General features: G+C 69.3%; 17 protein-coding genes. 1 reads left to right on the forward strand and 16 read right to left on the reverse strand.

Annotated elements, in window-relative coordinates:
- Positions 1-46: 46 nt before the first annotated feature.
- The 7 genes from HPA01S_RS16635 to HPA01S_RS16665 form a co-directional block, all read right to left on the reverse strand.
- Positions 47-1,045, reverse strand: a complete 999-nt coding sequence (locus HPA01S_RS16635; RefSeq protein WP_084360755.1) for an ABC transporter permease — start codon at positions 1,043-1,045, stop codon at positions 47-49.
- On the reverse strand, positions 1,026-2,498 hold the full coding sequence (locus HPA01S_RS16640) for a sugar ABC transporter ATP-binding protein (protein ID WP_066271910.1): 1,473 nt from the start codon (positions 2,496-2,498) through the stop codon (positions 1,026-1,028). Before HPA01S_RS16640 ends, HPA01S_RS16635 begins: the two co-directional genes overlap by 20 nt.
- A gap of 44 nt (positions 2,499-2,542) precedes the next feature.
- Positions 2,543-3,739, reverse strand: a complete 1,197-nt coding sequence (locus HPA01S_RS16645) for an ROK family protein (protein ID WP_084360756.1) — start codon at positions 3,737-3,739, stop codon at positions 2,543-2,545.
- A 128-nt stretch (positions 3,740-3,867) separates the two neighbouring features.
- The gene (locus tag HPA01S_RS16650) at positions 3,868-4,593 is read right to left on the reverse strand and encodes a sulfite exporter TauE/SafE family protein (RefSeq protein WP_066271890.1); all 726 of its coding nucleotides are present in this window, start codon (positions 4,591-4,593) and stop codon (positions 3,868-3,870) included.
- A gap of 84 nt (positions 4,594-4,677) precedes the next feature.
- Positions 4,678-5,535, reverse strand: coding sequence for a formate dehydrogenase accessory sulfurtransferase FdhD (fdhD, locus tag HPA01S_RS16655; protein ID WP_066271891.1), 858 nt, complete (start codon positions 5,533-5,535; stop codon positions 4,678-4,680).
- Positions 5,532-5,825: a hypothetical protein gene (locus tag HPA01S_RS16660; RefSeq protein ID WP_066271892.1), complete on the reverse strand. Its 294-nt coding sequence runs from the start codon at positions 5,823-5,825 to the stop codon at positions 5,532-5,534. The genes fdhD and HPA01S_RS16660 overlap by 4 nt, the downstream gene beginning before the upstream one ends.
- Positions 5,826-5,829: 4 nt before the next feature.
- Positions 5,830-8,277, reverse strand: coding sequence for an FdhF/YdeP family oxidoreductase (locus HPA01S_RS16665; RefSeq protein ID WP_066271913.1), 2,448 nt, complete (start codon positions 8,275-8,277; stop codon positions 5,830-5,832).
- 201 nt (positions 8,278-8,478) lie between these two features.
- Here HPA01S_RS16665 and HPA01S_RS16670 point away from each other — a divergent pair, with 201 nt between their 5' ends.
- Complete coding sequence (locus tag HPA01S_RS16670; protein ID WP_066271893.1) at positions 8,479-9,564, forward strand: substrate-binding domain-containing protein; 1,086 nt, start codon at positions 8,479-8,481, stop codon at positions 9,562-9,564.
- Positions 9,565-9,586: 22 nt separating this feature from the next.
- Here HPA01S_RS16670 and HPA01S_RS16675 read toward each other — a convergent pair whose 3' ends face one another.
- The 9 genes from HPA01S_RS16675 to xdhA form a co-directional block, all read right to left on the reverse strand.
- Positions 9,587-9,790, reverse strand: coding sequence for a hypothetical protein (locus HPA01S_RS16675; RefSeq protein WP_066271894.1), 204 nt, complete (start codon positions 9,788-9,790; stop codon positions 9,587-9,589).
- A gap of 150 nt (positions 9,791-9,940) precedes the next feature.
- Positions 9,941-10,285, reverse strand: a complete 345-nt coding sequence (locus HPA01S_RS16680; protein WP_066271895.1) for a DUF3325 domain-containing protein — start codon at positions 10,283-10,285, stop codon at positions 9,941-9,943.
- Positions 10,282-10,641, reverse strand: coding sequence for a DUF3649 domain-containing protein (locus HPA01S_RS16685; protein ID WP_245638679.1), 360 nt, complete (start codon positions 10,639-10,641; stop codon positions 10,282-10,284). Before HPA01S_RS16685 ends, HPA01S_RS16680 begins: the two co-directional genes overlap by 4 nt.
- A gap of 50 nt (positions 10,642-10,691) precedes the next feature.
- Positions 10,692-12,323 carry a PepSY-associated TM helix domain-containing protein gene (locus tag HPA01S_RS16690; protein WP_066271896.1) on the reverse strand — a complete coding sequence of 544 codons (1,632 nt, stop codon included), beginning with the start codon at positions 12,321-12,323 and terminating at the stop codon, positions 10,692-10,694.
- 44 nt (positions 12,324-12,367) lie between these two features.
- Positions 12,368-14,881, reverse strand: coding sequence for a TonB-dependent siderophore receptor (locus tag HPA01S_RS16695; RefSeq protein ID WP_066271897.1), 2,514 nt, complete (start codon positions 14,879-14,881; stop codon positions 12,368-12,370).
- A gap of 117 nt (positions 14,882-14,998) precedes the next feature.
- Positions 14,999-16,060, reverse strand: coding sequence for a FecR family protein (locus tag HPA01S_RS16700; RefSeq protein ID WP_169801547.1), 1,062 nt, complete (start codon positions 16,058-16,060; stop codon positions 14,999-15,001).
- A gap of 94 nt (positions 16,061-16,154) precedes the next feature.
- Positions 16,155-16,700 (reverse strand): sigma-70 family RNA polymerase sigma factor, encoded by a 546-nt coding sequence (locus HPA01S_RS16705; RefSeq protein ID WP_066271899.1) that lies wholly within the window; start codon positions 16,698-16,700, stop codon positions 16,155-16,157.
- Positions 16,701-16,861: 161 nt separating this feature from the next.
- Positions 16,862-19,255 (reverse strand): xanthine dehydrogenase molybdopterin binding subunit, encoded by a 2,394-nt coding sequence (xdhB, locus tag HPA01S_RS16710; protein ID WP_066271900.1) that lies wholly within the window; start codon positions 19,253-19,255, stop codon positions 16,862-16,864.
- Entirely contained in the window at positions 19,252-20,748 is a 1,497-nt protein-coding gene (gene xdhA, locus HPA01S_RS16715; protein WP_066271915.1) for a xanthine dehydrogenase small subunit, read from the reverse strand. Before xdhA ends, xdhB begins: the two co-directional genes overlap by 4 nt.
- Positions 20,749-20,768 lie beyond the last annotated feature (20 nt).

A 20,768-nucleotide genomic window follows, 5' to 3' on the forward strand; every position in this document is an offset into this window, starting at 1 on the left:
GTGCTGACAGGGAAAGAGAGAATCAGAAGGCTTGTGGGGCGCGCCTTCAGGGACGCCGCCGCTGCATGAATGCCACGGCGATGATCACGAAACCCTGCACGGCAGCGTTGAGGTACACGCTGATGATGCTGGTGAGGTTGAGGATGTTGCTGATGACCGAGAGCAGGATGGCGCCCACCACGGTGCCGCCGATGCTGCCGGCGCCGCCGCGCAGCGCGGTGCCGCCGACGATCACCGCCGCAATCGCTTCGAGCTCCCACAGCAGGCCGGTGGTGGGCGAGGCCGAGCCCAGGCGCGGCACGTACAGCAGGGTGGCGATGCCCACGCAGACGCCGAGCAGGGCGTAGGTCAGCACCTTGGTGCGGTCCACGTCCACGGCGGCGTAACGCGCCACCTGTTCGTTGGACCCGATGGCCTGCACGTAGCGGCCGAAGGCCGTGCGGTTGAGCAGCACGGCGCCGCCCACCGCCACCAGCAGGAACACCACGACCGGCAGCGGAATGCCGAGCACGCTGCCGTAGTAGACCGGGCCGTAGACGTCGGCCAGTTCGTTGTCGAGCGCGAGCGCGCCGCCGTCGGCGAAGTAGGTCAGGTAGGCGCGGTAGATGCCGAGCGTGCCCAGCGTGACGATGAAGGGCTCGATGCGCCCGCGCGTGATGAGCAGGCCGTGCGCCAGCCCGAACAGCGCGCCCAGCAGCACCGCCGTGGACATGCCGACCATCACCACCACCACCGGCGGCCAGCCGAGCGGGGCCAGCTTGTTCATGAGCAGGATGGTCACGCCCGCAATCAGCGCGGCCATGGAGCCGACCGAGAGGTCGATGCCGCCCGAGATGATCACGAAGGCCATGCCGACCGCGATGATGCCGATGAAGGCGGTTCGCGTGAGCACGTTCATCGCGTTGTCGGCGGTGGCGAATTCGCTGTTGAGCAGTGTGCCGATGACACACAGCAGCACCAGCCCGAGCAGGGGCCCGACAGCGGGCAGGCGCAGCACGCGGCGCGCAGCGGGGGGGCGGACCGAATCAGTGGGTTCCGGTTGCATGGGCGATGATCTCCTGTTCGTTGAGGTCTTTGGCCGACAGCGTGGCCTGAAGGCGGCCGCCGCGCATCACCGCGACGCGGTGACACAGGCCGATGAGTTCCATGAGCTCCGAAGAGATCACCACCACCGCGCGGCCTTCGTCGGCCAGGCGGCGGATCAGCGCGTAGATCTCGCGTTTGGCGCCAATGTCCACGCCGCGCGTGGGTTCGTCCAGCACCAGCACACGCGGGCCGGGGTGCAGCACTTTGGCCAGCGCCAGCTTCTGCTGGTTGCCGCCCGAGAGCGAGCCGGCCTGCACCGACAGGGCGCCGGCGCGGATGCCGAAATCGCTCACCGCCTGCTTCAGCGCCGCCTCTTCGCTGGCCGGATTCAGCCAGGGCTTGGCGTGGCGCTGCAGCGCCATCAGCGTGAGGTTCTGGCGCAGGCCGAAGTGCACGTGCAGGCCGCGTCCCTTGCGGTCTTCGCTCAGGTAGGTCAGCCCGGCGTTGGCGGCGGCGCGCGGCGATTCCGGCAGGCCCTCGTGGCCGGCGATGTTCACCGCCTCGGCCGAACGGTCGCGCAGGCCGAGCAGGCCTTCAAACAGTTCGGTGCGGCCCGCGCCCACCAGGCCGGCAAAGCCGAACACCTCGCCCGCGCGCACCTCGAAGCTCACGTCCTGCGCCCAGCCGGGCACGCTCAGGCCGCGCACCGAGAGCAGCACCGGCGCGCCGCCCGGCACTTCGGCGTGGGGCGGGTACAGGTCGGCCAGTTCGCGGCCCACCATGAGGTTGGCCATCTGCGAACGGGTCAGCGTGGAGGTGGGCTGCTGCGCGACCAGGCGGCCGTCGCGCATCACCACCACCTCGTCCGTGATGCGTTCGACTTCGTCCAGCTTGTGTGAGATGAACACGATGGCCACGCCATCGTCCTGCAGGCGCTCCATCAGCTGGAACAGGCGGCCGGTCTCGCCCGGGGTGAGCGTGGCGGTGGGTTCGTCCATCACCAGCACCCGGGCCTGGCGCGACAGGGCCTTGGCGATCTCCACCAGCTGGCGCTCGGCCACGATGAGGTCGCGCACCCGTCGGTCGGGGCTCACCTGCGGCAGGCCGACGTCGTTGAGCACACCGCGCGTGATGGCGCGCATGTCGTCGTCGGCCAGCCACCAGCCGCGCCGCTGCTCATGGCCCAGAAAGATGTTCTGCGCCACCGTGAGGTCTTCGGCCAGGTTGAACTCCTGGTGGATCAGCACGATGCCTTCGGCTTCGGCCGCGCGCGGGCCGTCGAACGCGACCACGCGGCCGTTCACTTCGATGCTGCCTGCGCTCGCTTGTTCGTAGCCCGAGAGGATCTTCATCAGCGTCGATTTGCCGGCGCCGTTTTCACCCAGCAGCCCGTAGATGCGGCCGGGCTGCAGCGCCAGGTCCACACCGTGCAGCACCTGCACCGGGCCGAAGCGTTTGACGATGCCGCGCATGTTGATCTGCACGGCAGCGGGAGAGGGGGGCGGGTTGGAGTGGGTCACACGGCCTCCATGTTGCGCAGGCTTTCCTGCATGGCGAGCACGCCCGCGCCGATGAGGCCGGCGCGGTCACCCAGCGGGGTGTACTGGATGTCGAGGTGGCGCGTCGACAGCGCCAGCGAGCGGTGGTACACGCTCTGGCGCACCGCTGCCAGAAAGAGGGGGCCGACGCGCATGATGCCGCCGCCGATGAACACGTGGGAGGGGTTGAAGAAGTTCACCACCGAGGCCAGCATCTGGCCCACCAGCGCACCCGAGCGCTGCACCACCTGGTTGGCCGCCATGTCGCCGGCGCGGCTGGCCTGGGCCACGTCCTGCAGGCGCAAGCCACCGCGTTCGGCCAGCAGGCGCGCCAGCATCGGGCTTTGCCCGGCTTCTGCGGCGTCGGTTGCCATGCGCGCGATGGCCGGGCCGGCGGCCATGGTTTCCACGCAACCCAGGTTGCCGCAATGGCAGCGTGGGCCGTCGGGCACCACGCAGATGTGGCCCACGTCGCCGGCCGAACCGTTGGCACCGCGGTAGACCTGGCCGTGGCAGACGATGCCGCAACCAACGCCGGTGCCGACCTTGACCACCAGAAAATTCTGCAGGCTGCGCTGCCGGCGCCAGAGTTCGCCCAGCGCCATCAGGTTGACGTCGTTGTCCACGAACACCGGGGCGTTGAAGTCCTGCGCGATGTCGTCGCGGATCGAATAGCCGTCCCACTGCGGCATGAGCGGCGGGCTCACCAGCTGGCCGCTGTCGAAATCCACTGGGCCGGGCACGCCGATGCCGATGGCGATCACCTGGCGCGGCGCCACGCTGCAGCCGGCCAGCAGTTCGCGCATGAGGGCGCGGATGCGCGAGAGCACCGGCCCGGGGCCGTCGCCCACATTGGCCGGTTCGCTGTGGTGGGCCAGCACGGTCAGGTCGGGGCTGAGCACGCCCACTTCGAGCCCGGTGGCGCCGACCGCCACGCCGATCAGCACACCCAGGTGGCGGCTCAGGCGCAGGGTTTCGGCGCGGCGCCCGCCGGTGGGAACCTGTTCGCCGGTTTCCTCCAGCAGGCCCTGCTCCAGCAGTTCGGCCACGGCGGCATTGGCGCGGGTCTTGGAAAAAGCGGAAGCCGACGCCAGCGCGTCGCGCGAGATGCCGTTGGCCCAGAACACGTGGTCCAGCACCGTCCGCTCACCGCTCTTCAGCCCTTTGAGGTTCACGTCTTGTCTCCGTTGTGTGCCATCGTGGTGTGGCACTGGAGACGGATGCTAGGTGGTCGAACTCGACCCGACAAGATCGAACATAGACCCAAATCGGGTTGAAGTGCGAAGTATCACGGCCGAGGATGTCAGTGCCACGCCGCCCACAACAAGGACAGGCCCGAGGCCAGCATCAGCGCGTCCAGCAGCAGCGACAAGGTCTCGGGCCGCAGGCGCAACACCACGGCCTTGCCGACAAAGGTGCCGGCCATGAGCGAGCTGCCGACGATCACGCCCTGCAGCAGCGTGCTCGGCGGCAGCGCGCCCAGCTGGTGGAAGGTGAGCACCTTGCTCACATAGAGCAGCAGCGAGCTCGCGGCCTCGGTGGACAGGAAGGCGCCGCCGCTGAGGCCATAGGCCAGGAACACCGGCACGCTGAGTGGCCCGGTGGACAGCACCAGGCCGGTGAGGAAACCGATCAACGCACCGGCCAGGGCGATGTGGTGCAGCCCGAGCCGCCGACCGCGGCCGGTGTGCCGGCGCCGCCAGGGCACCATGGCGAGCAGGAACAGGCCGAGTGCCGCCTCGATCACTTCCGGCCGCAAGGCCAGCAGGGTGCGTGCGCCGAGCGCGGCACCGAGCGCGCCGGGCAATGCGTAGGCGGCCACGGCCTTCCAGTCCACCAGCCGCCACCAGGCCAGCACACGCGCGGCATTGGCCATCACCGCCGCCACCGCCATGATGGGTACGGCCTGTTTGGGGCCGTAGGCGAACACCAGCACCGGCAGCAGCATGAGCGACGAGCCGGTGCCGATCACGCCGCTCACGGCGCCCGCCACCAGCCCGACTGCGAGCACGAAGAGATAGGAGGTCATGTCTGAATGCGCCCGGCAGGCGGGCGCATTCTCATTCTGCCTGCGGGCTGCGGCGTGGCCGTGCAGGTCGTGGAGGGCCGAAGCTCAGTCGGCCGTGGCCAGCGCCGCCTGCGGCACGATGCGCTCGGCGAAGGTGTAGGCCACCAGGCGCTCTTCGCGCACAAAACCCAGCAGCAGCAGGCGCGCCTCCAGCGCCAGATCCACCGCCATCGCGGTCGGTGCCGACACGGCGGCCAGCACCGAGACGCCGGCGTGTGCGGCCTTTTGCACCATCTCGAAACTGGCGCGGCTGGTGACGGCGATGAAGTGCTGGCGGCTGTCGATGCCCTGGCGCAGGGCCGCGCCGATGAGTTTGTCGAGCGCGTTGTGCCGGCCCACGTCTTCACGCGCGAGCACGATGGCGCCGTCGTCCAGGCGGCACAGCGCCGCCGCGTGCGTGGCGCCGGTGATCTGCTGGCGCGGCTGCTGTGAACGCAGGGCGCGCACCGCGTGTGTAACGGCAGCGGGCGTGACCATCACCTCGGGCAACACCGGCAGGGTCTGGCGCACCATCGACAAGGAATCGGTGCCGCACAGGCCGCAGCCGGTGCGCCCGGTGAGGTTGCGCCGGCGTTCCTTGAGGCGCCACTCGCATTCGCTCGACACCTCCAGGTGCACCTCGATGCCGGCCGGTGTGGGCAACACGTCGATGCCGCGCAGTTCCGAACGGTCGCGCAGCAGGCCTTCGGTGAGCGAGAAGCCGAGCGCGAAGTCTTCCAGGTCGGCCGGCGTGGCCATCATCACGGCGTGCGAGATGCCGTTGAAGATCAGCGCCACCGGCACCTCGTCGGCCAGCCAGTCGCTGGCGGCGGTGGCGCTGCCGTCGGCAAGGGCCACGACCTCGAACGGGCGCACGCCGCTGGGCGGCGCGCCATCGGTGTGGACCGGCAACGGTGCCTTCATGCGGCGTCCACCGCCGGGGGCAGGGCCTCGGCGCGTGCGCGCCCGGCGGGCGTGAGCTGTGCGATCCAGCGCTCTTCGTGCTGGTGCACCTGCACCCAGCCCGGGCCGCGCACACCGCCGATGGCGGCGTCGCCCATCAGGGACAGCTGGCGCAGCAGAACGCTCACACCCTGGCCCAGGCGTTTGCCCAGGCGCGGCAGCGACATGCCGGCGTCCCCGGCGCGCGTTTCGGCGGCGAGTTCGCGCAGCAGGGCCGCCGCGAGGGGGGTGAGGGGATCGAAGCCTGTCATGGCCTCAGGCCGTGGCCGCTGCGGTGGCTTCGGACGCGGCCGCGTCGGGCGCCAGCAGCTTGCTGTCGTGCTTCAGTTCGTGTGGCTTGAGCAGCACCGGGATCGCCTTGGAGGTCGGCGTGCCCGCCACGATGGCGGTGGCCGAGAGTGGCACCAGCGGGTTGGTCTCGGGGTAGTAGGCCGCCAGGCAACCACGCGGGATGTCGTACGCGACCAGCTTGAACTTGTCGGCGCGGCGTTGCTGGTCGTCGTTCCACACGGTGTGCAGGTCCACCCAGTCGCCGTCGCGCAGGCCCAGGGCGCGGATGTCTTCGGCGTTGATGAAGACCACGCGGCGCTGGCCGAACACGCCGCGGTAGCGGTCGTCCATGCCGTAGATGGTGGTGTTGTACTGGTCGTGCGAACGGGTGGTGAGCAGCGAGAAGACGATGGTGTCGCGCTGCTTGTCCTTCATCGACTGGCGCGCGCGGTGCACCGGTGTGTCGCGTGGCACCGGGTGCGGGAAGAAGGTGGCCTTGTTCGCCGGCGTGGCCCAGACCCGTTCGCTCGCGGTGTTGCGCAGGCGGAAGCCGCCGGGCACGGCGACGCGGGCGTTGAAGTCCTTGAAGTCGTCGAACACCTTCTCGATCTGGTCGCGGATGCGTGCGTAGTCTTCGATCAGCCACAGCCACGGGGTCTGGCTCCTTGGCCGCCGGGCCGCCCCAAGGCCGGGGGCAGCCCCCTCGGGGGGCAGCGGACCTCGCGTTGCGGGGGAGCGTGGGGGCTCGCCACTGCCCAGCGTGGCCGCGGCCAGGCGCGCGACGATGGCGGGCTCGGACAGCAGCAGCTCACTGGCCGGCGGGTTGATGCCGGTGGAGATGTGCACCATGCTCATCGAGTCTTCCACCGTCACGCCCTGCGGGCCGCTGGCCTGCATGTCGATCTCGGTGCGGCCCAGGCAGGGCAGGATCAGCGCTTCCTTGCCGTGCACGATGTGGCTGCGGTTGAGTTTGGTGGTCACGTGCACCGTCAGCTCGCACTGGCGCAAGGCCTTCCAGGTCTGGTAGGTGTCGGGCGTGGCGGCGGCGAAGTTGCCACCGAGTGCAAAGAACACCTTGCCCTTGCCGTCGAGCATGTGCTGGATGGCCTCCACCGTGTCCACGCCGTGTTCGCGCGGCGGCTCGAAGCCGAACACCTGTTGCAGCCGGTCCAGCAGCGCGGCCGGCGGCTTCTCCCAGATGCCCATGGTGCGGTCGCCCTGAACGTTGCTGTGGCCACGCACCGGGCAGGCGCCCGCGCCCTCGCGGCCGAGGTTGCCACGCAGCATGAGCATGTTGACCATCATCTGGATGGTGGCCACCGCCTGGTGGTGCTGGGTGATGCCCATGCCCCAGCAGAAGATGGCACTTTTGGCAGCGGCGTAGATGTCGGCCGCGCTGTGGATCTGCTCCAGCGTGAGGCCGGCTTCTTCGGTGATGAGTTCCCACGATTCGGCGCGCAGGTCGGCCGCGAGCGCGTCGAAGCCGGTCGTGTGTTCGGCGATGAAGGCCTGGTCCAGCACGTCTTCACCGGCGTCCTGCCGTTCCAGCAGGCGTTTCATCATGCCCTTGACGGCCGCCAGGTCACCGCCGCCGCGCAGCTGGAAGTAGTGCGTGCTGATGGGCGTGGAGCCCAGCGTGGCCATTTCCATCTTGCTCTGCGGGTCCTGGAAACGTTCCAGGCCACGCTCGCGCAGCGGGTTGAAGCTGACGATCTGCGCGCCGCGCTTGTGCGCCGCACGCAGCTCGCCCAGCATGCGTGGGTGGTTGGTGCCGGGGTTCTGGCCGAAGATGAAGATCGCCTCGGCGTGTTCGAAGTCTTCCAGCGTCACCGTGCCCTTGGCCACGCCGATCTGCGGCCGCATGCCGCTGCCCGAGGGCTCGTGGCACATGTTGGAGCAGTCGGGGAAGTTGTTGGTGCCGTACTCGCGCACGAACAGCTGGTACAGGAAGGCCGCCTCGTTGCTGGCGCGGCCCGAGGTGTAGAACATCGCCTGGTTGGGATCGGGCAGGGCATTGAGGTGGCGCGCCACCATCACGAAGGCTTCGTCCCAACTGATCGGGCGGTACTTGTCGGTCAGGGCGTCGTACACCATGGGGTGCGTCAGGCGGCCCTGGTCTTCCAGCCAGAAGTCGCTCTGTTCGGCCAGCTCGGCCACGGTGTAGCGCTCGAACAGCTCGGGGCCGGCGCGCCGCGCCGTGGCTTCGGCGGCCACGGCTTTCACACCGTTCTCGCAGAACTCGAAGGTCGAGGCGTGGTTGCGGTCGGGCCAGGCACAGCCGGGGCAGTCGAAACCATCGGGCTGGTTGGCCGACAGCAGCGTCTTGGCGCCCTTGATGGGAATGTCCTGCCGCAGCAGCGCGTTCTTCACGCTGTTCAGGGCGCCCCAGCCGCCGGCCGGGCCGGTGTAAAACTCGATCTTCTGTTCGTTCATGGCGGTGTATTCCTGCGGGTCCACGGTGCGCGTGGCGGGTGGCCCGATGTCACGGGTTGCTGCGCCGGCATTCCGGGCGAGAATCACGGCGGCGCCATGACGTGCGTCAATCATTCCCTCGACCGACACCCTGCGCAATATGAAGAAAACCTTCCAGTGCAATGGCACCGCGCTGCATATGCGCAACCCGCACCGAGTTCCATGAAGCAGGTTTCCATCCGCCCGGTGTGGACCATCCAGGACCCGGAAGGCCCTGCCTTGCCGGCACGCCTCATCGAGCTGCTGGTGCAGGTGGTCGAGACCGGCAGCCTGCTGCAGGCCGCGCGTGTGCTCGGCATGTCGTACCGCCGCGCGTGGGACGTGGTGCGTGAGGGCGAGCAGCTGTTCAGGACACCGTTGATGGTGATGGAGCGTGGCAAAGGTTCAACGCTCACCGAACTGGGCACGCGCATCGTCTGGGCCGACAAGCGCATCCATGCGCGGCTGCGTCCGGCGCTGGAGAGCCTGTCCTCCGAACTCGCCGAAGAGCTGCGCGGCCCGCTCAGCGAAGGCCCGGCGGTGCTGCGCATTCAGGCCAGCCACGGCTTTGCCATCGAGCGCCTGATCGAACAGCTGACACGCGACGGGCTGAAGCTGGCGTTTTCCTATGCCAGCAGCTCCGCCGCTGCCGCCGCGCTGCGCGAAGGCGCGTGCGACATCGCGGGTTTGCACATTCCGCTCGGTGCGATGGAGGGCGCGGCGCTGGCGCACTACCGCCCGTGGTTGCAAGGCCTGGGCCTCACACTGGTCGACATCGCCACCCGGCGCCAGGGCCTGATGGTGCGCGCGGGCAACCCGAAGGAGCTGTACAGCCTGGCCGACCTGACGCGGCCGCAGGTGCGGCTGATCAACCGCCAGTCCGGCTCCGGCACACGGCTGCTGCTGGAGGGTTTGCTCAAGGCCCAGGGCATCGTGCCCACGGACATTGCCGGCTTCGAACACGGCGAGTACACGCACGCGGCCGTGGCCGCCTATGTGGCCAGCGGCATGGCCGATGTGGGCTTTGGCCTGGAGACCCCGGCGCGCCATTTCAAGCTGGACTTTGTGCCCATCGCCAGCGAACGTTACTTCCTGCTCTGCCGCGACGACCTGGTGCCCACGCCCGCCCTGCAGGAGGTGCTGGCCTCGTTGCGCAGCCCGGCCTTTCGCGACACGTTGGCCACCCTGCTGGGTTACGACCCGACCTCGGTGGGCACCGCGATGCCGCTGCACGAGGCCTACCCGGGCCTGTTCAGCGACCCCGTCTGACGCTGCCGGCGAGCCGCGCCGCTCAGGCCATGAACACGGCGATGAAGGCCAGCATGAAGATCAGGATGGCCGCCATCACCGGCAGCACGAGGGGCATGAAGTGCACCACCGACTCCAGCAGGTCCTGCGCCTGTTCGTCGGCGTACTCCTTCAGCTCCGGGTCCGAATAGTCCCCCGGCCGCTCGGCCAGGGCCTGATCGGGTGGCAAGGCGTGGTGTGGGTACATCTGGGGCCTCCTCTGGAGTGGGTGCCCCGTGCGCGGCAAATGGCGTGCCCGGAAAATGCGCCATGCAGGCGGTGGATGTGCCCGCGCTTGCGGCAACATCTTCTGTCAATCCGTGTGCGCGCTGCTGCCTGCACGCCGCAGGCAAAGGCTTCAGGCGAACGGCAAGGCGAGCAGCGAGAGGCCGCCGGACAGGACCGCCGCGCGCAAGGTCCAGCGCGGCCGGTAGGGCAGCGTCAAGGCGACGAGCAGGGCGCCCGCGGCGAGCCAGGCGCACCAGGCAACCAGGCCCACGCCCAGGCCGCTGGCTTGCAGGCAGGGCCGCAGGGCCAGCAGCAGGAGCAGCGTGCCGAGGCCGCGCCGTGTGAGGCGTTGCGCGCGGCTCGGTTCACCCCGCCCATTGAGCTGTTCGTGGTGGCGGTCCATGGCCAGGCTCAAGGCGGCCATGCCGGCGAAACACAGGCCGAACGCCAGCAGGGACAAGCACAGGCTGTTCATGCGCTCTGCCTCAACCACCACAGCAGCGGGCCGAGCACGGCCGCGGTGATGCCCAGCCCCAGCCAGGCACGCCGGGCGCTGCGTGTGGTGAAGACCCACATCACGATCACGGCGCCGATGGCGAAGCTCCAGAGCGAAGCCACCAGCACGGCCTCGGCGCGCGTGGTGACGCTCAGCCGGGGCAGCAGCAGGGCCAGTGTGGCGGTGGCGAGCGAGGTGAGGGCGTAGGCCCCGAGGCTGGCGGCCAGCACGCGGGCGGCCACGCTGCCGCGGTAGCGCAGGTCCGCGCCCGGTGTGCACACGCGCCGCAGCATGGCCACGCTGGCGGCGGCGGTGGGTAGCGTCGTCTTGAACATGGGTGATTCCTGAAAACCGGTGTGGGTATGGCGAAGCGTGCGCAAGGCGTTCACGCGGGCTCGATGCCGGTGGCGGCCTTGCGCGGCACACGGGCCGGCGCAGCGCCGGGTTGCAGCTTGCGCCGCACGCGCAGGGCCGCCCAGGCGAAACACAGGCCCAGTGCCAGCGCGGTCAGGTCAAAACCGGCCAGCACCCAGTCTCCGGCTGGCACGGTCACGCCCAGGTGCCGCTCGGTGGTGAACAGGTTGAGCACGGGCAGCAGCGCGAAGGCCGCGGCGGCGAGCCAGAGCTCGTCCACCCAGGCGCGCAGGGCCGGGCGCACGGCCGGGTAGACCAGCATCAGGCCCCAGGCGATGAACATGGCGTGCACCTCCCAGTCGCGGCGGCCGGCGAAGTCGGCGGGGATCAGGCGGTTGGCCCAGAAGTACACCGCCACGGCCACCGGCAGGCCCGCGATGCTGCCGATGTTGAGGCACTGCACCAGGCGAAAGCCGAACGCCGGGCCTTGCCCGGCCTTGGCCCGCTTGTCCTGCTGGACCTTGCGTTTGGTGGTCCACAGCACCAGGCCGGTGGCGATCATGGCGCAGCCCAGCAGGCCGGCGAGAAAGTAGAGCCAGCGCAGCAGCGGCCCGGCAAAGTGGCCTTCATGCAGGGCCAGCAGGGTGCTGGAGGTCTGTTGTGCGCCGCTGGGCGTTGGGGGTTCGGGCAAGGCCTCGCCCGTGGTGCCGTTGAAGCGCAGGGTGGCGCCGTGCACCGCGTTGTTGCGGTCGGTGCGTGAGCGCACGGTGATCACGGCCGCGGCGTCGCCGGGGTGGCGCACCGAGACGCTGCCCACCTGGCCCGCGCCCCATTGCTGCTCGGCCTGTCTGGCGATCGGTGCCAGCGGCACCAGGGGTGCGGCCTGTCCCGATGCGCGCGAGCGGTTGCTGTTGCGTTCCAGCGGGGAGAGCTCGGCCTGAAATTGCTGGCGGCCCGCCTGTTCCATACCGTAGACCGCCTGCACGCCGGCCGGCATGTACTGGTACATGAAGAACACCAGGCCGCTGTAGGTGATCATCAGGAAGAAGGGCAGTGAGGTGACGCTGATCAGGTTGTGCGCGTCGAGCCACGAGCGTTGCCCCTTGCCGGGCCGGAAGGTGAAGAAGTCGGTGAAGATTTTCTTGTGCGTGACGATGCCCGTGAGGATCGCAATGAACATGAACATGGTGCAGATGCCGACCAGCCGGATGGCCGTCTGGTACGGGATGTAGCGCAGCTCGTAGTGCATGCGGTAGAGCAGGTGGCCGCCGCCGGTGGCGCGCACCGTGTCGCTCGGCACCACCGAACCACTGAGCGGGTCGAGCGTGGCGCGTTCGGCCCGCACGCGTTGCCCTGGCGTGCCACCGGGCTTCTGCCACGACACATCGAGCTGCGGCTGGGTGCGCCCGCCGGGCAGCTGGATGGTCCAGTTCTGCGCCCCCGTGCCGACCTGCTGCAGATGGTGCTGTGCCTTGTCGATGGCGTCGGTGATGTCGACGGCCTGGGTTGATCGCAGCGGCAGCTCGGGCCGCATCCAGCGGTCGATCTCGAAGGCGAAGTAACCGGCCGTGCCGGTCACGAACACGAAGTACAGCACCCAGCCGACGGTCAGCCCGGTCCAGGTGTGCAGCCAGGCCATGCACTGGCGAAAACCTTCTTTCATTCAGCAGGCCTCCGGCATCACCGGGTGGTGGGGCGTGGGTTTCATCAGAAGGTCCCGCGCAGGGTCAGCATCACGTTGCGCGGCTCGCCGTACCAGTTGCCGCCGCTGCTGCTGCCGACGTTCTTGTAGTACACCTTGTCGAACACGTTGTTCAGGTTCAGTGCCGCCGTCCAGTGGCGGTCGAAGCGGTACTGCACGCTGGCGCCCCAGACCGCGTAACCGGCCTGTGTGAACTTGAAGGGCACGTTGGCACCGTCGAACTGGCCCGAGACCGGGTTGTAGGCGCGTGCCGTGCCGTTGACGAAGTGCGCGCTCTGCAGGTTGACACCACCGCCGACGGTCCAGCCCGACAGTTCGTCGCGCAGGCGGTAAGAGCTCCACAGGCGCAGCAGGTGGCGCGGCGTGATCGAGTGGTAGTTGACGTTGGTGACCTTGTTGCGGTTGCTGTTGTAGGTGTAGCCGGCGTAGAGCTGCCAGCCGGGTGCGAGTTCGCCGTTGATTTCGGCGTCCAGGCCCTGGCTGGTGATCTGGCCCTGGTCGAGCCAGCAGCAGTTCAGGCCGAGCGTGCCGACGGCGGTGCTGGGGTAGCTCGGGTCGCGCACGGCCTGGCCGTTGCGCTCGATACGGTAGAGCGAGAAAGCGGTGGTGAGCCGGCCTTCGTTGAACTCACCCTTGGCACCGATCTCGTAGTTGCGCCCGGTGATCGCGTCCAGCGGCTGGCCCGGCAGCGGCGCCTTCAGGCGGTTCGCCTGCGACTTGTGGATTTCGGCCACGCTGGCGTAGGTGGTCCATTGGTCGTTCAGGTCGTAGACCAGACCGCCGTAGGGAATCAGGATGCCTGACTCCGAGTAACCGCTCATGCCAGTGCTGGTGACCGCACCGGTGTTGTCGTAGCGGATGCTGGGCGACTGGTACTTGAAGCTGCTGTAGCGCGCACCGGCCACGGCGGTGAGCTGGTCGGTGAGGCTGAGCTTGGCGCGCGAGTACAGGCCTTTCTGTGTCGAGCCAAACGCCGGCCAGTTGGTGTACATCCAGCTGTTGATCGGCGCCGGCACGTTGCCCGGCACAAAACTCCAGATGTTGTAACGCGGCACGGCCTGCGCAAACTCGACGTTGGAGAAGGCTTCCTGGTGGTGCACGTCCTGCCAGTCGCCGCCCACCAGCAGGTGGTGCTGGCGGCCCAGCAGATCGAAGGAACCGTTGGCGTTGACGTCCAGGCCCTTCTTGGTCGACGCATGGGTGAAACCATACGAGTCGAGCACCAGGCCGTTGCCCGTTGCCGGGTCGATGGCGCCCGCTGCGTTGCCGGCGAGGCGGTAGCTGTTCAGGCGGTTGTAGTTGGCCTGGACCTTGAGTTGCCAGTCGCCCGCGAGCTTCTGGTCGAGTTGTGCGAAGACTTCGCGGCTGCTCATGTCGTAGCGGTTCCAGGCCGCCATCAGCGAGGTGTTGCGGGGCAGGCCGAGGTCGGCCCCGTTCGCCGCGCGCGGCAGGCCACCGGCCCAGGGGTGGTCGGTGACGCGCTCGTAGCTGCCACCGAAACTCAGCTGGGTGTCCGGACCCAGGTCGGTTTCCAGAATGCCGTACACAAGGCTGTTGCGCGCGTCGGCGGCGTCGTAGTGGAAGTCGCGCTCCTGGTGCGAGATCACGGCACGGCCGCGCAGCTTGCCGTCCCAGGCGATCGGGCCGGTGGCGTCGAGTTCGGCGCGGCGCTGGTTCCAGTTTCCGGCGGCCAACGTGGTCTGCACCTGCGGTGTGGCTTGTGGGCGTTTGCGCACCAGGTTGACCGAGCCGCCGGGTTCGCCGGTGCCGGCGAACAGGCCGTCGGCGCCACGCACCACCTGCACACTGTCGTACTTGGCCAGGTTGGGGTTGAAGAAGTTCTGGCTGAACGAGTCAACCGCCGCGCCGTCGACCTGCATGCTGCTGATTTCAAAGCCGCGCGCGTAAAAGCCCGACGCGTCACCACCGCTGCCACCGTTGGCCACGGTGACGCCGGTGGTGTGCTGCATGACCGACGCAATCGAGCCCATGTTCTGGTCTTCGATGCGCTGGCGCGTGACCACACTGATCGACTGCGGCACTTCGCGGATCGACTGGCCTTTGCCCAGCGAGACCTGCGACGAGGTATAGGAGCCTGTGCCCTCGGTCGCTTCGCTGCGTTCGGCCTGGGCGGTCACGGTGACGGCGGCCAGGGAAGACTCGCTCTCGCCCGCAGCAGGCAGGCGGCGGATGGTGACCTCGCCCTGATGCACCTCGGCCACCAGGCCGCTGCCCGCGAGCAGGCGGTCGAGCGCCTGGCGAGGCGTGAGCAGGCCGGACACCGCGGGTGCGGTTTTGCCGGCCACCCAGGCTTGTTGCACGGCGAGCTGTGTGCCGGTCTGGCGCGCCCAGGCGTTGAGCGCATCCCCCAGGGCCTGCGAGGCAATGCGGATGTCGCGCGCGGCAGCGGCAGCGGGAACGTCGTTGGGCGGGGTGGTCTGAGCGCCGATGGGGCTGGTACCGAAGGCGAGGGAGACGAGAAGGGCGAGCGGCGCTTGCCGCAGCAGCAGACGGGTCATACAGGGCTTCACAAACAAGATGGGAATGGTTCTCATTTGTGTAAACGCACCAGCCCGGACTTTGCCGGATGTGTTGCGCAACTTTTTTTGCGCAGGGTCGCCAGACCCGCCGCGCGATCAATGCGCGATGTGCACTTCCAGCCCGTCGCGGCCGGGCTCGATGGTGATGGGCAGGGCGTGAGCCAACAGCCGGCGCGCCGCCGCGGCCTTGCGCGGGTCGATGGTGCCGCTCAGGCGCAGCTCGGCCGCCGCGGGGTCGATGCGGGAAATGCCCAGGTCGCCATAGCGCGCCATTTCGGCCAGGGCCTGGCGCAAGGGCACGTCGCTGAAGCTCAGCGGCATGTGGCGCCAGGCGGCCACGCCCTCGGGCTCCAGCTCCACCCGCACCGGCCGCTGGCCGTCGGCGCCGAACACCAGGCGCTGGCCGCCGCTCAGCAGGATGTCGTCGGCCGCCTGCACGGTGCCGGCCGGCGTGCCAGCCGCCATGCTCACCCGCACGCGGCCTTCTTCCACCGCCACTTCCGGGCCTTCGCGGCCCGGAATGCCCGGTGTCAGGCGCACCGCGAAACGGGTGCCGACCACCGTGATCCGCACGCCGCCCGCCGTCACCACGAACGGCCGTTGCACATCGGCGGCCACGGCGAACATCGCCTGTCCTTCCTCCAGCAGCAGCTCGCGACGGCGCGGGAAGAAGCGCGCCGTCAGACGGGTGGCGGTGTCCAGCCGCAGCGTGGAGCCGTCGGGCAACTGCAATTGGATTTGTTGCCCCCGGTGGGTGCTGAAGGCCTGCTCGTAGACCGGTTGGGCCAGGTGTTGTTGCCAGGCCAGCCAGCCGCCGGTGGTGGCCATGGCGGCGGCGCCGGCGAGGGCCAAACCACCGGCCAGCAGGCGCCGGCGTGCGGGCGCTGGGCGGGACAGGGCGGGGGTGTGCACCGTCGGGCGGGCGCGTTCGGCGGCAACCTGCGCGCGCAGGCGCGTGGCAGAGGCCGGTGGCAGGTGGTCCATCAGCTGCCAGTCGGCCTCCCACGCGCTGTAGGCCTGCCGGTGCCCGGGCTGGTTCAGCCAGTGCTGGAAGGCCTGCTCGTCCTGTGCGTCCCAGTGGCTGTCCTGGCGGCGCAGGAACCAGCCGACCAGTTCCTGGCGCTGGCGCGAGCCGTCGTCAATGGGGGCGGTGGACATCATCGCGTGGTGGGTGTGCTCGAAGGTGTAGACGCACCGGCGCTGCGATTGCCGGATGCGGCGGGGCGATGCCGTGCAAAAAAGACCGGAGCCATCACCCGGACCTTGGCTTTCTGGCTGCCCGCGCGGGCGCCACCGGTGGCGCGCCGTCGAGTTCCTGCAGACGGCGCAGGCAGGCCTGCATGGCGATCTGGAGGTGGGTCTCGACCGTCTTGACGCTCACGCCCATGGCGGCGGCGACCTCGGCGCGGCTCAGGCCGTCGAGCTTGTAGAGCACGAACGCCTCGCGCGGGCGCGGTGGCAGCGTGCCCAGCACCTGCTCGATGGCGGCCAGGCGCTGGCGGCCGTCGAGCAGGGCATCGGGCTCGCGCGAGGCGGGGCCGATGCGGTTGTCTTGGGTGCCGGTGTCGTCGGCTTCGGGCACCAGCACCTGGTCGCGCACGGCCATGCGGCGGTGGTGGTCGGTCACCAGGTTGCGTGCGGTGGTGTAGAGCAGAGCCCGCGGTTCGGCGACCTCACCCGGGCGGTGCGCCGTGTACACGCGGGCATAACTTTCCTGTGCCAGGTCGGCGGCGAGTTCGCGGTCGCCCAGCTTGCGCGCGAGGAAATTCAGCAGTTCGCGGTAGTAGCGTTCAAACAAAGGTAAACCACGTCCAGTAGTCGATGACGAGCCCATGCACAGGCTGGCTTCAACGGACGTGGCTGACCTGGTTGCGGCGCATGGAGAGGGGGCCATTATCCCCGACGCCCCATGCCCGCGGCCCGCGCGCTGCCGGCGCGGGCGCGCCGGTCAGCGTGCGATCAGGCGCTGGTCAGCGCGCGCAACACTTCTTCGGCGGTCGCCGGCGCGTTCATCACCAGCGGCTCGCCGCCGGCCTGGCGCACCGCGTCGCGCAGCGCCTCGAACACGCTGATGGCCAGCATGAACGGCGGCTCGCCCACGGCCTTGCTGCCGTGCACGTTGTCTTCGCGGTTGGCCTCGGGCCAGAGTTCCACCTTGAAGTGCGCCGGGATGTCGCCGGTGGCCGGGATCTTGTAGGTGCTGGGTGCGTGCGTGGCGAGCGTGCCCTTGCCGTTCCACACCAGCTGCTCGGTGGTGAGCCAGCCCATGCCCTGCACGAAGCCGCCTTCGATCTGGCCGATGTCGATGGCCGGGTTGATGCTGCGGCCGACGTCGTGCAACACGTCCACCTTGAGCACGCGGCTCTCGCCGGTGAGCGTGTCGATGGCGACCTCGGTGACCGCCGCGCCATACGCGAAGTAATAGAACGGCCGGCCGGTGAGGGTGGTCTTGTCGTAGTGGATCTTGGGCGTGCGGTAGAAACCGTCGCTCCAGAGCTGGATGCGGTTGGCGTAGGCCGCGTGCACCACGTCCTCGAAGCTGCGCGTGGTCTTGGGCGTGATCACCTGGCCACCTTCGAAGCGCACCGCGCCCGCGCCGCAACCGTCGAGCCCGGCCACGAACGCGGCCAGGTTGTCGCGCACGTTGCGCGCCGCGAACTGGGCCGCGCGGCCGTTCAGGTCGGTGCCGCTGGAGGCGGCGGTGGCGCTGGCGTTGGGCACCTTGCTGGTGTCGGAGGCGGTGGAGAGCACGCGCTCGAACGGCACGCCGAGTTCGTCGGCGACGATGGCGGCCACCTTGGTGTTGAGGCCCTGGCCCATCTCGGTGCCGCCGTGGTTCACCTGCACGCTGCCGTCGGTGTACACGTGCACCAGCGCGCCCGCCTGGTTGAACAGCGTGGCGGTGAAGCTGATGCCGAACTTCACCGGCGTGAGCGAAATGCCTTTCTTGATGACCGGGCTCTGCGCGTTCCAGGCCGCGATCTGCTCGCGCCGCTCGCGGTAGTGGCTGGTGTCGGCCAGCGTGGTCATGAGCGGTTCGAGGATGTTGTCCTCCACCTTCATCTGGTAGTGCGTGACGTTGCGGCTCTCGATGCCGTAGAGGTTGCGCAGGCGCACGTCGAGCGGGTCGAGGCCGAGCTGCTGGGCGATGTCGCTCAGGATGCGCTCGATCACGATCACGCCCTGCGGGCCACCGAAGCCGCGGAAGGCGGTGTGGCTTTGCGTGTTGGTCTTGCAGCGGTAGCTGGAGATCGTCACGTCTTCCAGGAAGTAGGCGTTGTCGGCGTGGAAGATCGCGCGGTCGGCCACCGGGCCGGAGAGGTCGGCGCTGAAGCCGCAGTTGGCCAGCATTTCCAGATCAAGCCCGCAGAGCAGGCCGCTGTCGTCGAAGCCGGCGCGGTAGCGGTAGGCGAAGGGGTGGCGCTTGCCGGTGATCATGAAGTCGTCGTCGCGGTCGAGCCGCAGCTTGACCGGGCAGCCCAGGCGGCGTGCCGCCACCGCGGCCCACACCGCGAGGTGGCCGGCTTGCGTTTCCTTGCCGCCGAAGCCGCCGCCCATGCGCCGGCATTCCACCGTGACCGCGTGGTTGGCAATGCCCAGGGCGTGCGACACCCAGTGCTGCACCTCGCCCGGGTGCTGGGTGCTGGAGTAGACCCACCACTGGTTCTGTTCCAGCGGCAGCACGTAGGCGATCTGGCCTTCGAGGTAGAAGTGTTCCTGGCCGCCGACCTCAAAGCCGCCTTCGAGCTGGTGCGGCGCACGCGCCAGTGCCGCGACCGCGTCGCCGCGTTTCACGTGCACCGGCGGCAGCACGTAGCTGGCCTGTGCATGGGCTTCCTGCACCGAGAGCACGGCGGGCAGGGGCTCGATGTCGAGCTTGACGAGACGCGCGGCGCGGCGCGCGGTCATCACGTCGTCGGCCACCACGATGGCGATCACCTGGCCGGTGAACTGCACGGTTTCGCTGGCGAACACGGGTTCGTCGTGCGCGAAGGCGGCCAGGGTCGGGTCGCCCGGGATGTCGCTGGCGCCGAACACGCCGCGCACGCCCGGCACCGCCAGTGCAGCGGACGCGTCGATGCCGCGCAGCTTGCCGTGCGGCACGTTGGAGCACACCGGGGCGGCCTGCAGCGTGCCGCGCACCTCGGGGATGTCGTCGATGTAGGTGGCGGCGCCGGCCACCTGGGCGCGCGCACTTTCGTGGAAGCGCGAGACGCCGGCGGCGCGAGGGGCTTCCGCGGGTGCGGCGGTGGCTGCGCGGGCCTTGGCCTTGGCCTCGGGTTCGGCCACGGCGTCCGCCCGGGAGGAGATCACCACAGGGGTGTCGGTCGGGTTCTGATCGCGTGCGTTCATGCCAATGCCTCCAGCGTGGCCGCGTTGAGGTTTTCCAGGTTGATGTGCTGCAGGCCCTGGCTCTCCAGCCAGTAGCGTTGCAGCAGGTTGCCCAGCACGGTCTGGCGGTAGGCGGCGCTGGCGCGCATGTCGGAGATCGGCTGGAATTCGGCGCGCAGCGCGGCGATGCCGGCCTTCACCGTGGCGGTTGACCAGGTCTGACCGCGCAGCGCGGCTTCGGTCTGGCGCGCGCGCGCCGGCGTGGCGGCCACGCCGCCGGCTCCGATGGACACGTCCTGCACCACGTCGTCCTTCACCGTCGTGCGGATGGCCAAGCAGACGGCGGAGATGTCGTCGTCGAAGCGTTTGCTGATCTTGTAGGCCTTGAAGCTCTCGCCGGCCGTGGGGCGCGGCACCTTGATCCAGGCCAGCAGTTCGTCGGGCCGCATCACGTTGGTGCGGTAGCCGGTATAGAGGTCTTCCAGGCGCAGCTCGCGGTGCGCGATGCTGCGGCGCTTCGCGTCCCAGCGCATCAGCACCACGCTGGCGCCGAGCGCGATCAGCATCGGCATCGAGTCGCCAATGGGCGAGCCGTTGGCCACGTTGCCACCCAGCGTGCCCGAGTTGCGCACCGGCAGGCCGGCAAAACGCTGGGCGAAGGTCTGGAGCTGGGGGCGCTCTTCCACCAGGGCGGCGTAGGCGTCGGTCAGCGTCACGGCCGCGCCGATGGCGATGTGGTGCGGGTACTGCTCGACCTGGCGCAGCTCGTGCACGGCGGTCACGTCCAGCACGCGGTCAAAGCGCTTGTGCATCTTGGTGACCCACAGGCCGACGTCGGTGCAGCCGGCCACCACCTGGGCCTGCGGGTGGGCGGCGCGCTGCTGCAGCAGCTCGGCCAGGGCGGTGGGGCGCATGTAGGCGCTGTCGGCCGGGTGCTGTGGCAGCGCCTGCAGCGCCGCCACCGTGGCGGCTTCGTTCACGCCGCAGCCGGCGGGCAGGGGCAGAGCGCCCATCTGCTGCGCCGCGTCGAGGATGGGGCGGTAACCGGTGCAGCGGCACAGGTTGCCGGAGAGGTCGGCCTGGGCCTGGGCGCGGTCAATGCCCTGGCCGCCACCCGTGTTCTGGTACATGCCGAACAGGCTCATCACGAAGCCCGGCGTGCAGAAGCCGCACTGGCTGCCGTGGCACTGCACCATGGCTTCCTGTGCGGGGTGCAGCTCGCCGTTGTCGTTCGCCAGGTCTTCCACCGTCCAGACCGCCAGCCCGTCGACCGAGTGGGCGAGGCGGATGCAGCTGTTGATGGCCTTGTACTCCAGCTGGCCGTTGACGGCCTCGCCCAGCACCACGGTGCAGGCGCCGCAGTCGCCTTCGCCGCAGCCTTCCTTGGTGCCGGTGCAGTGCAGGTCTTCGCGCAGCACCTCCAGCAGGGTGCGGTCGGGGGCGACGTCGTGCAGCGTCACGGCCTGGCCGCGGCGCAGGAATGTCAGGGTTTTTGCGGATATTTCAGTGCTCATGCGTGCCAGCATAGCGCCAG

Origin of the sequence: Hydrogenophaga palleronii NBRC 102513, assembly GCF_001571225.1 — a bacterium.
Taxonomy (GTDB): Bacteria; Pseudomonadota; Gammaproteobacteria; order Burkholderiales; family Burkholderiaceae_C; genus Hydrogenophaga; species Hydrogenophaga palleronii.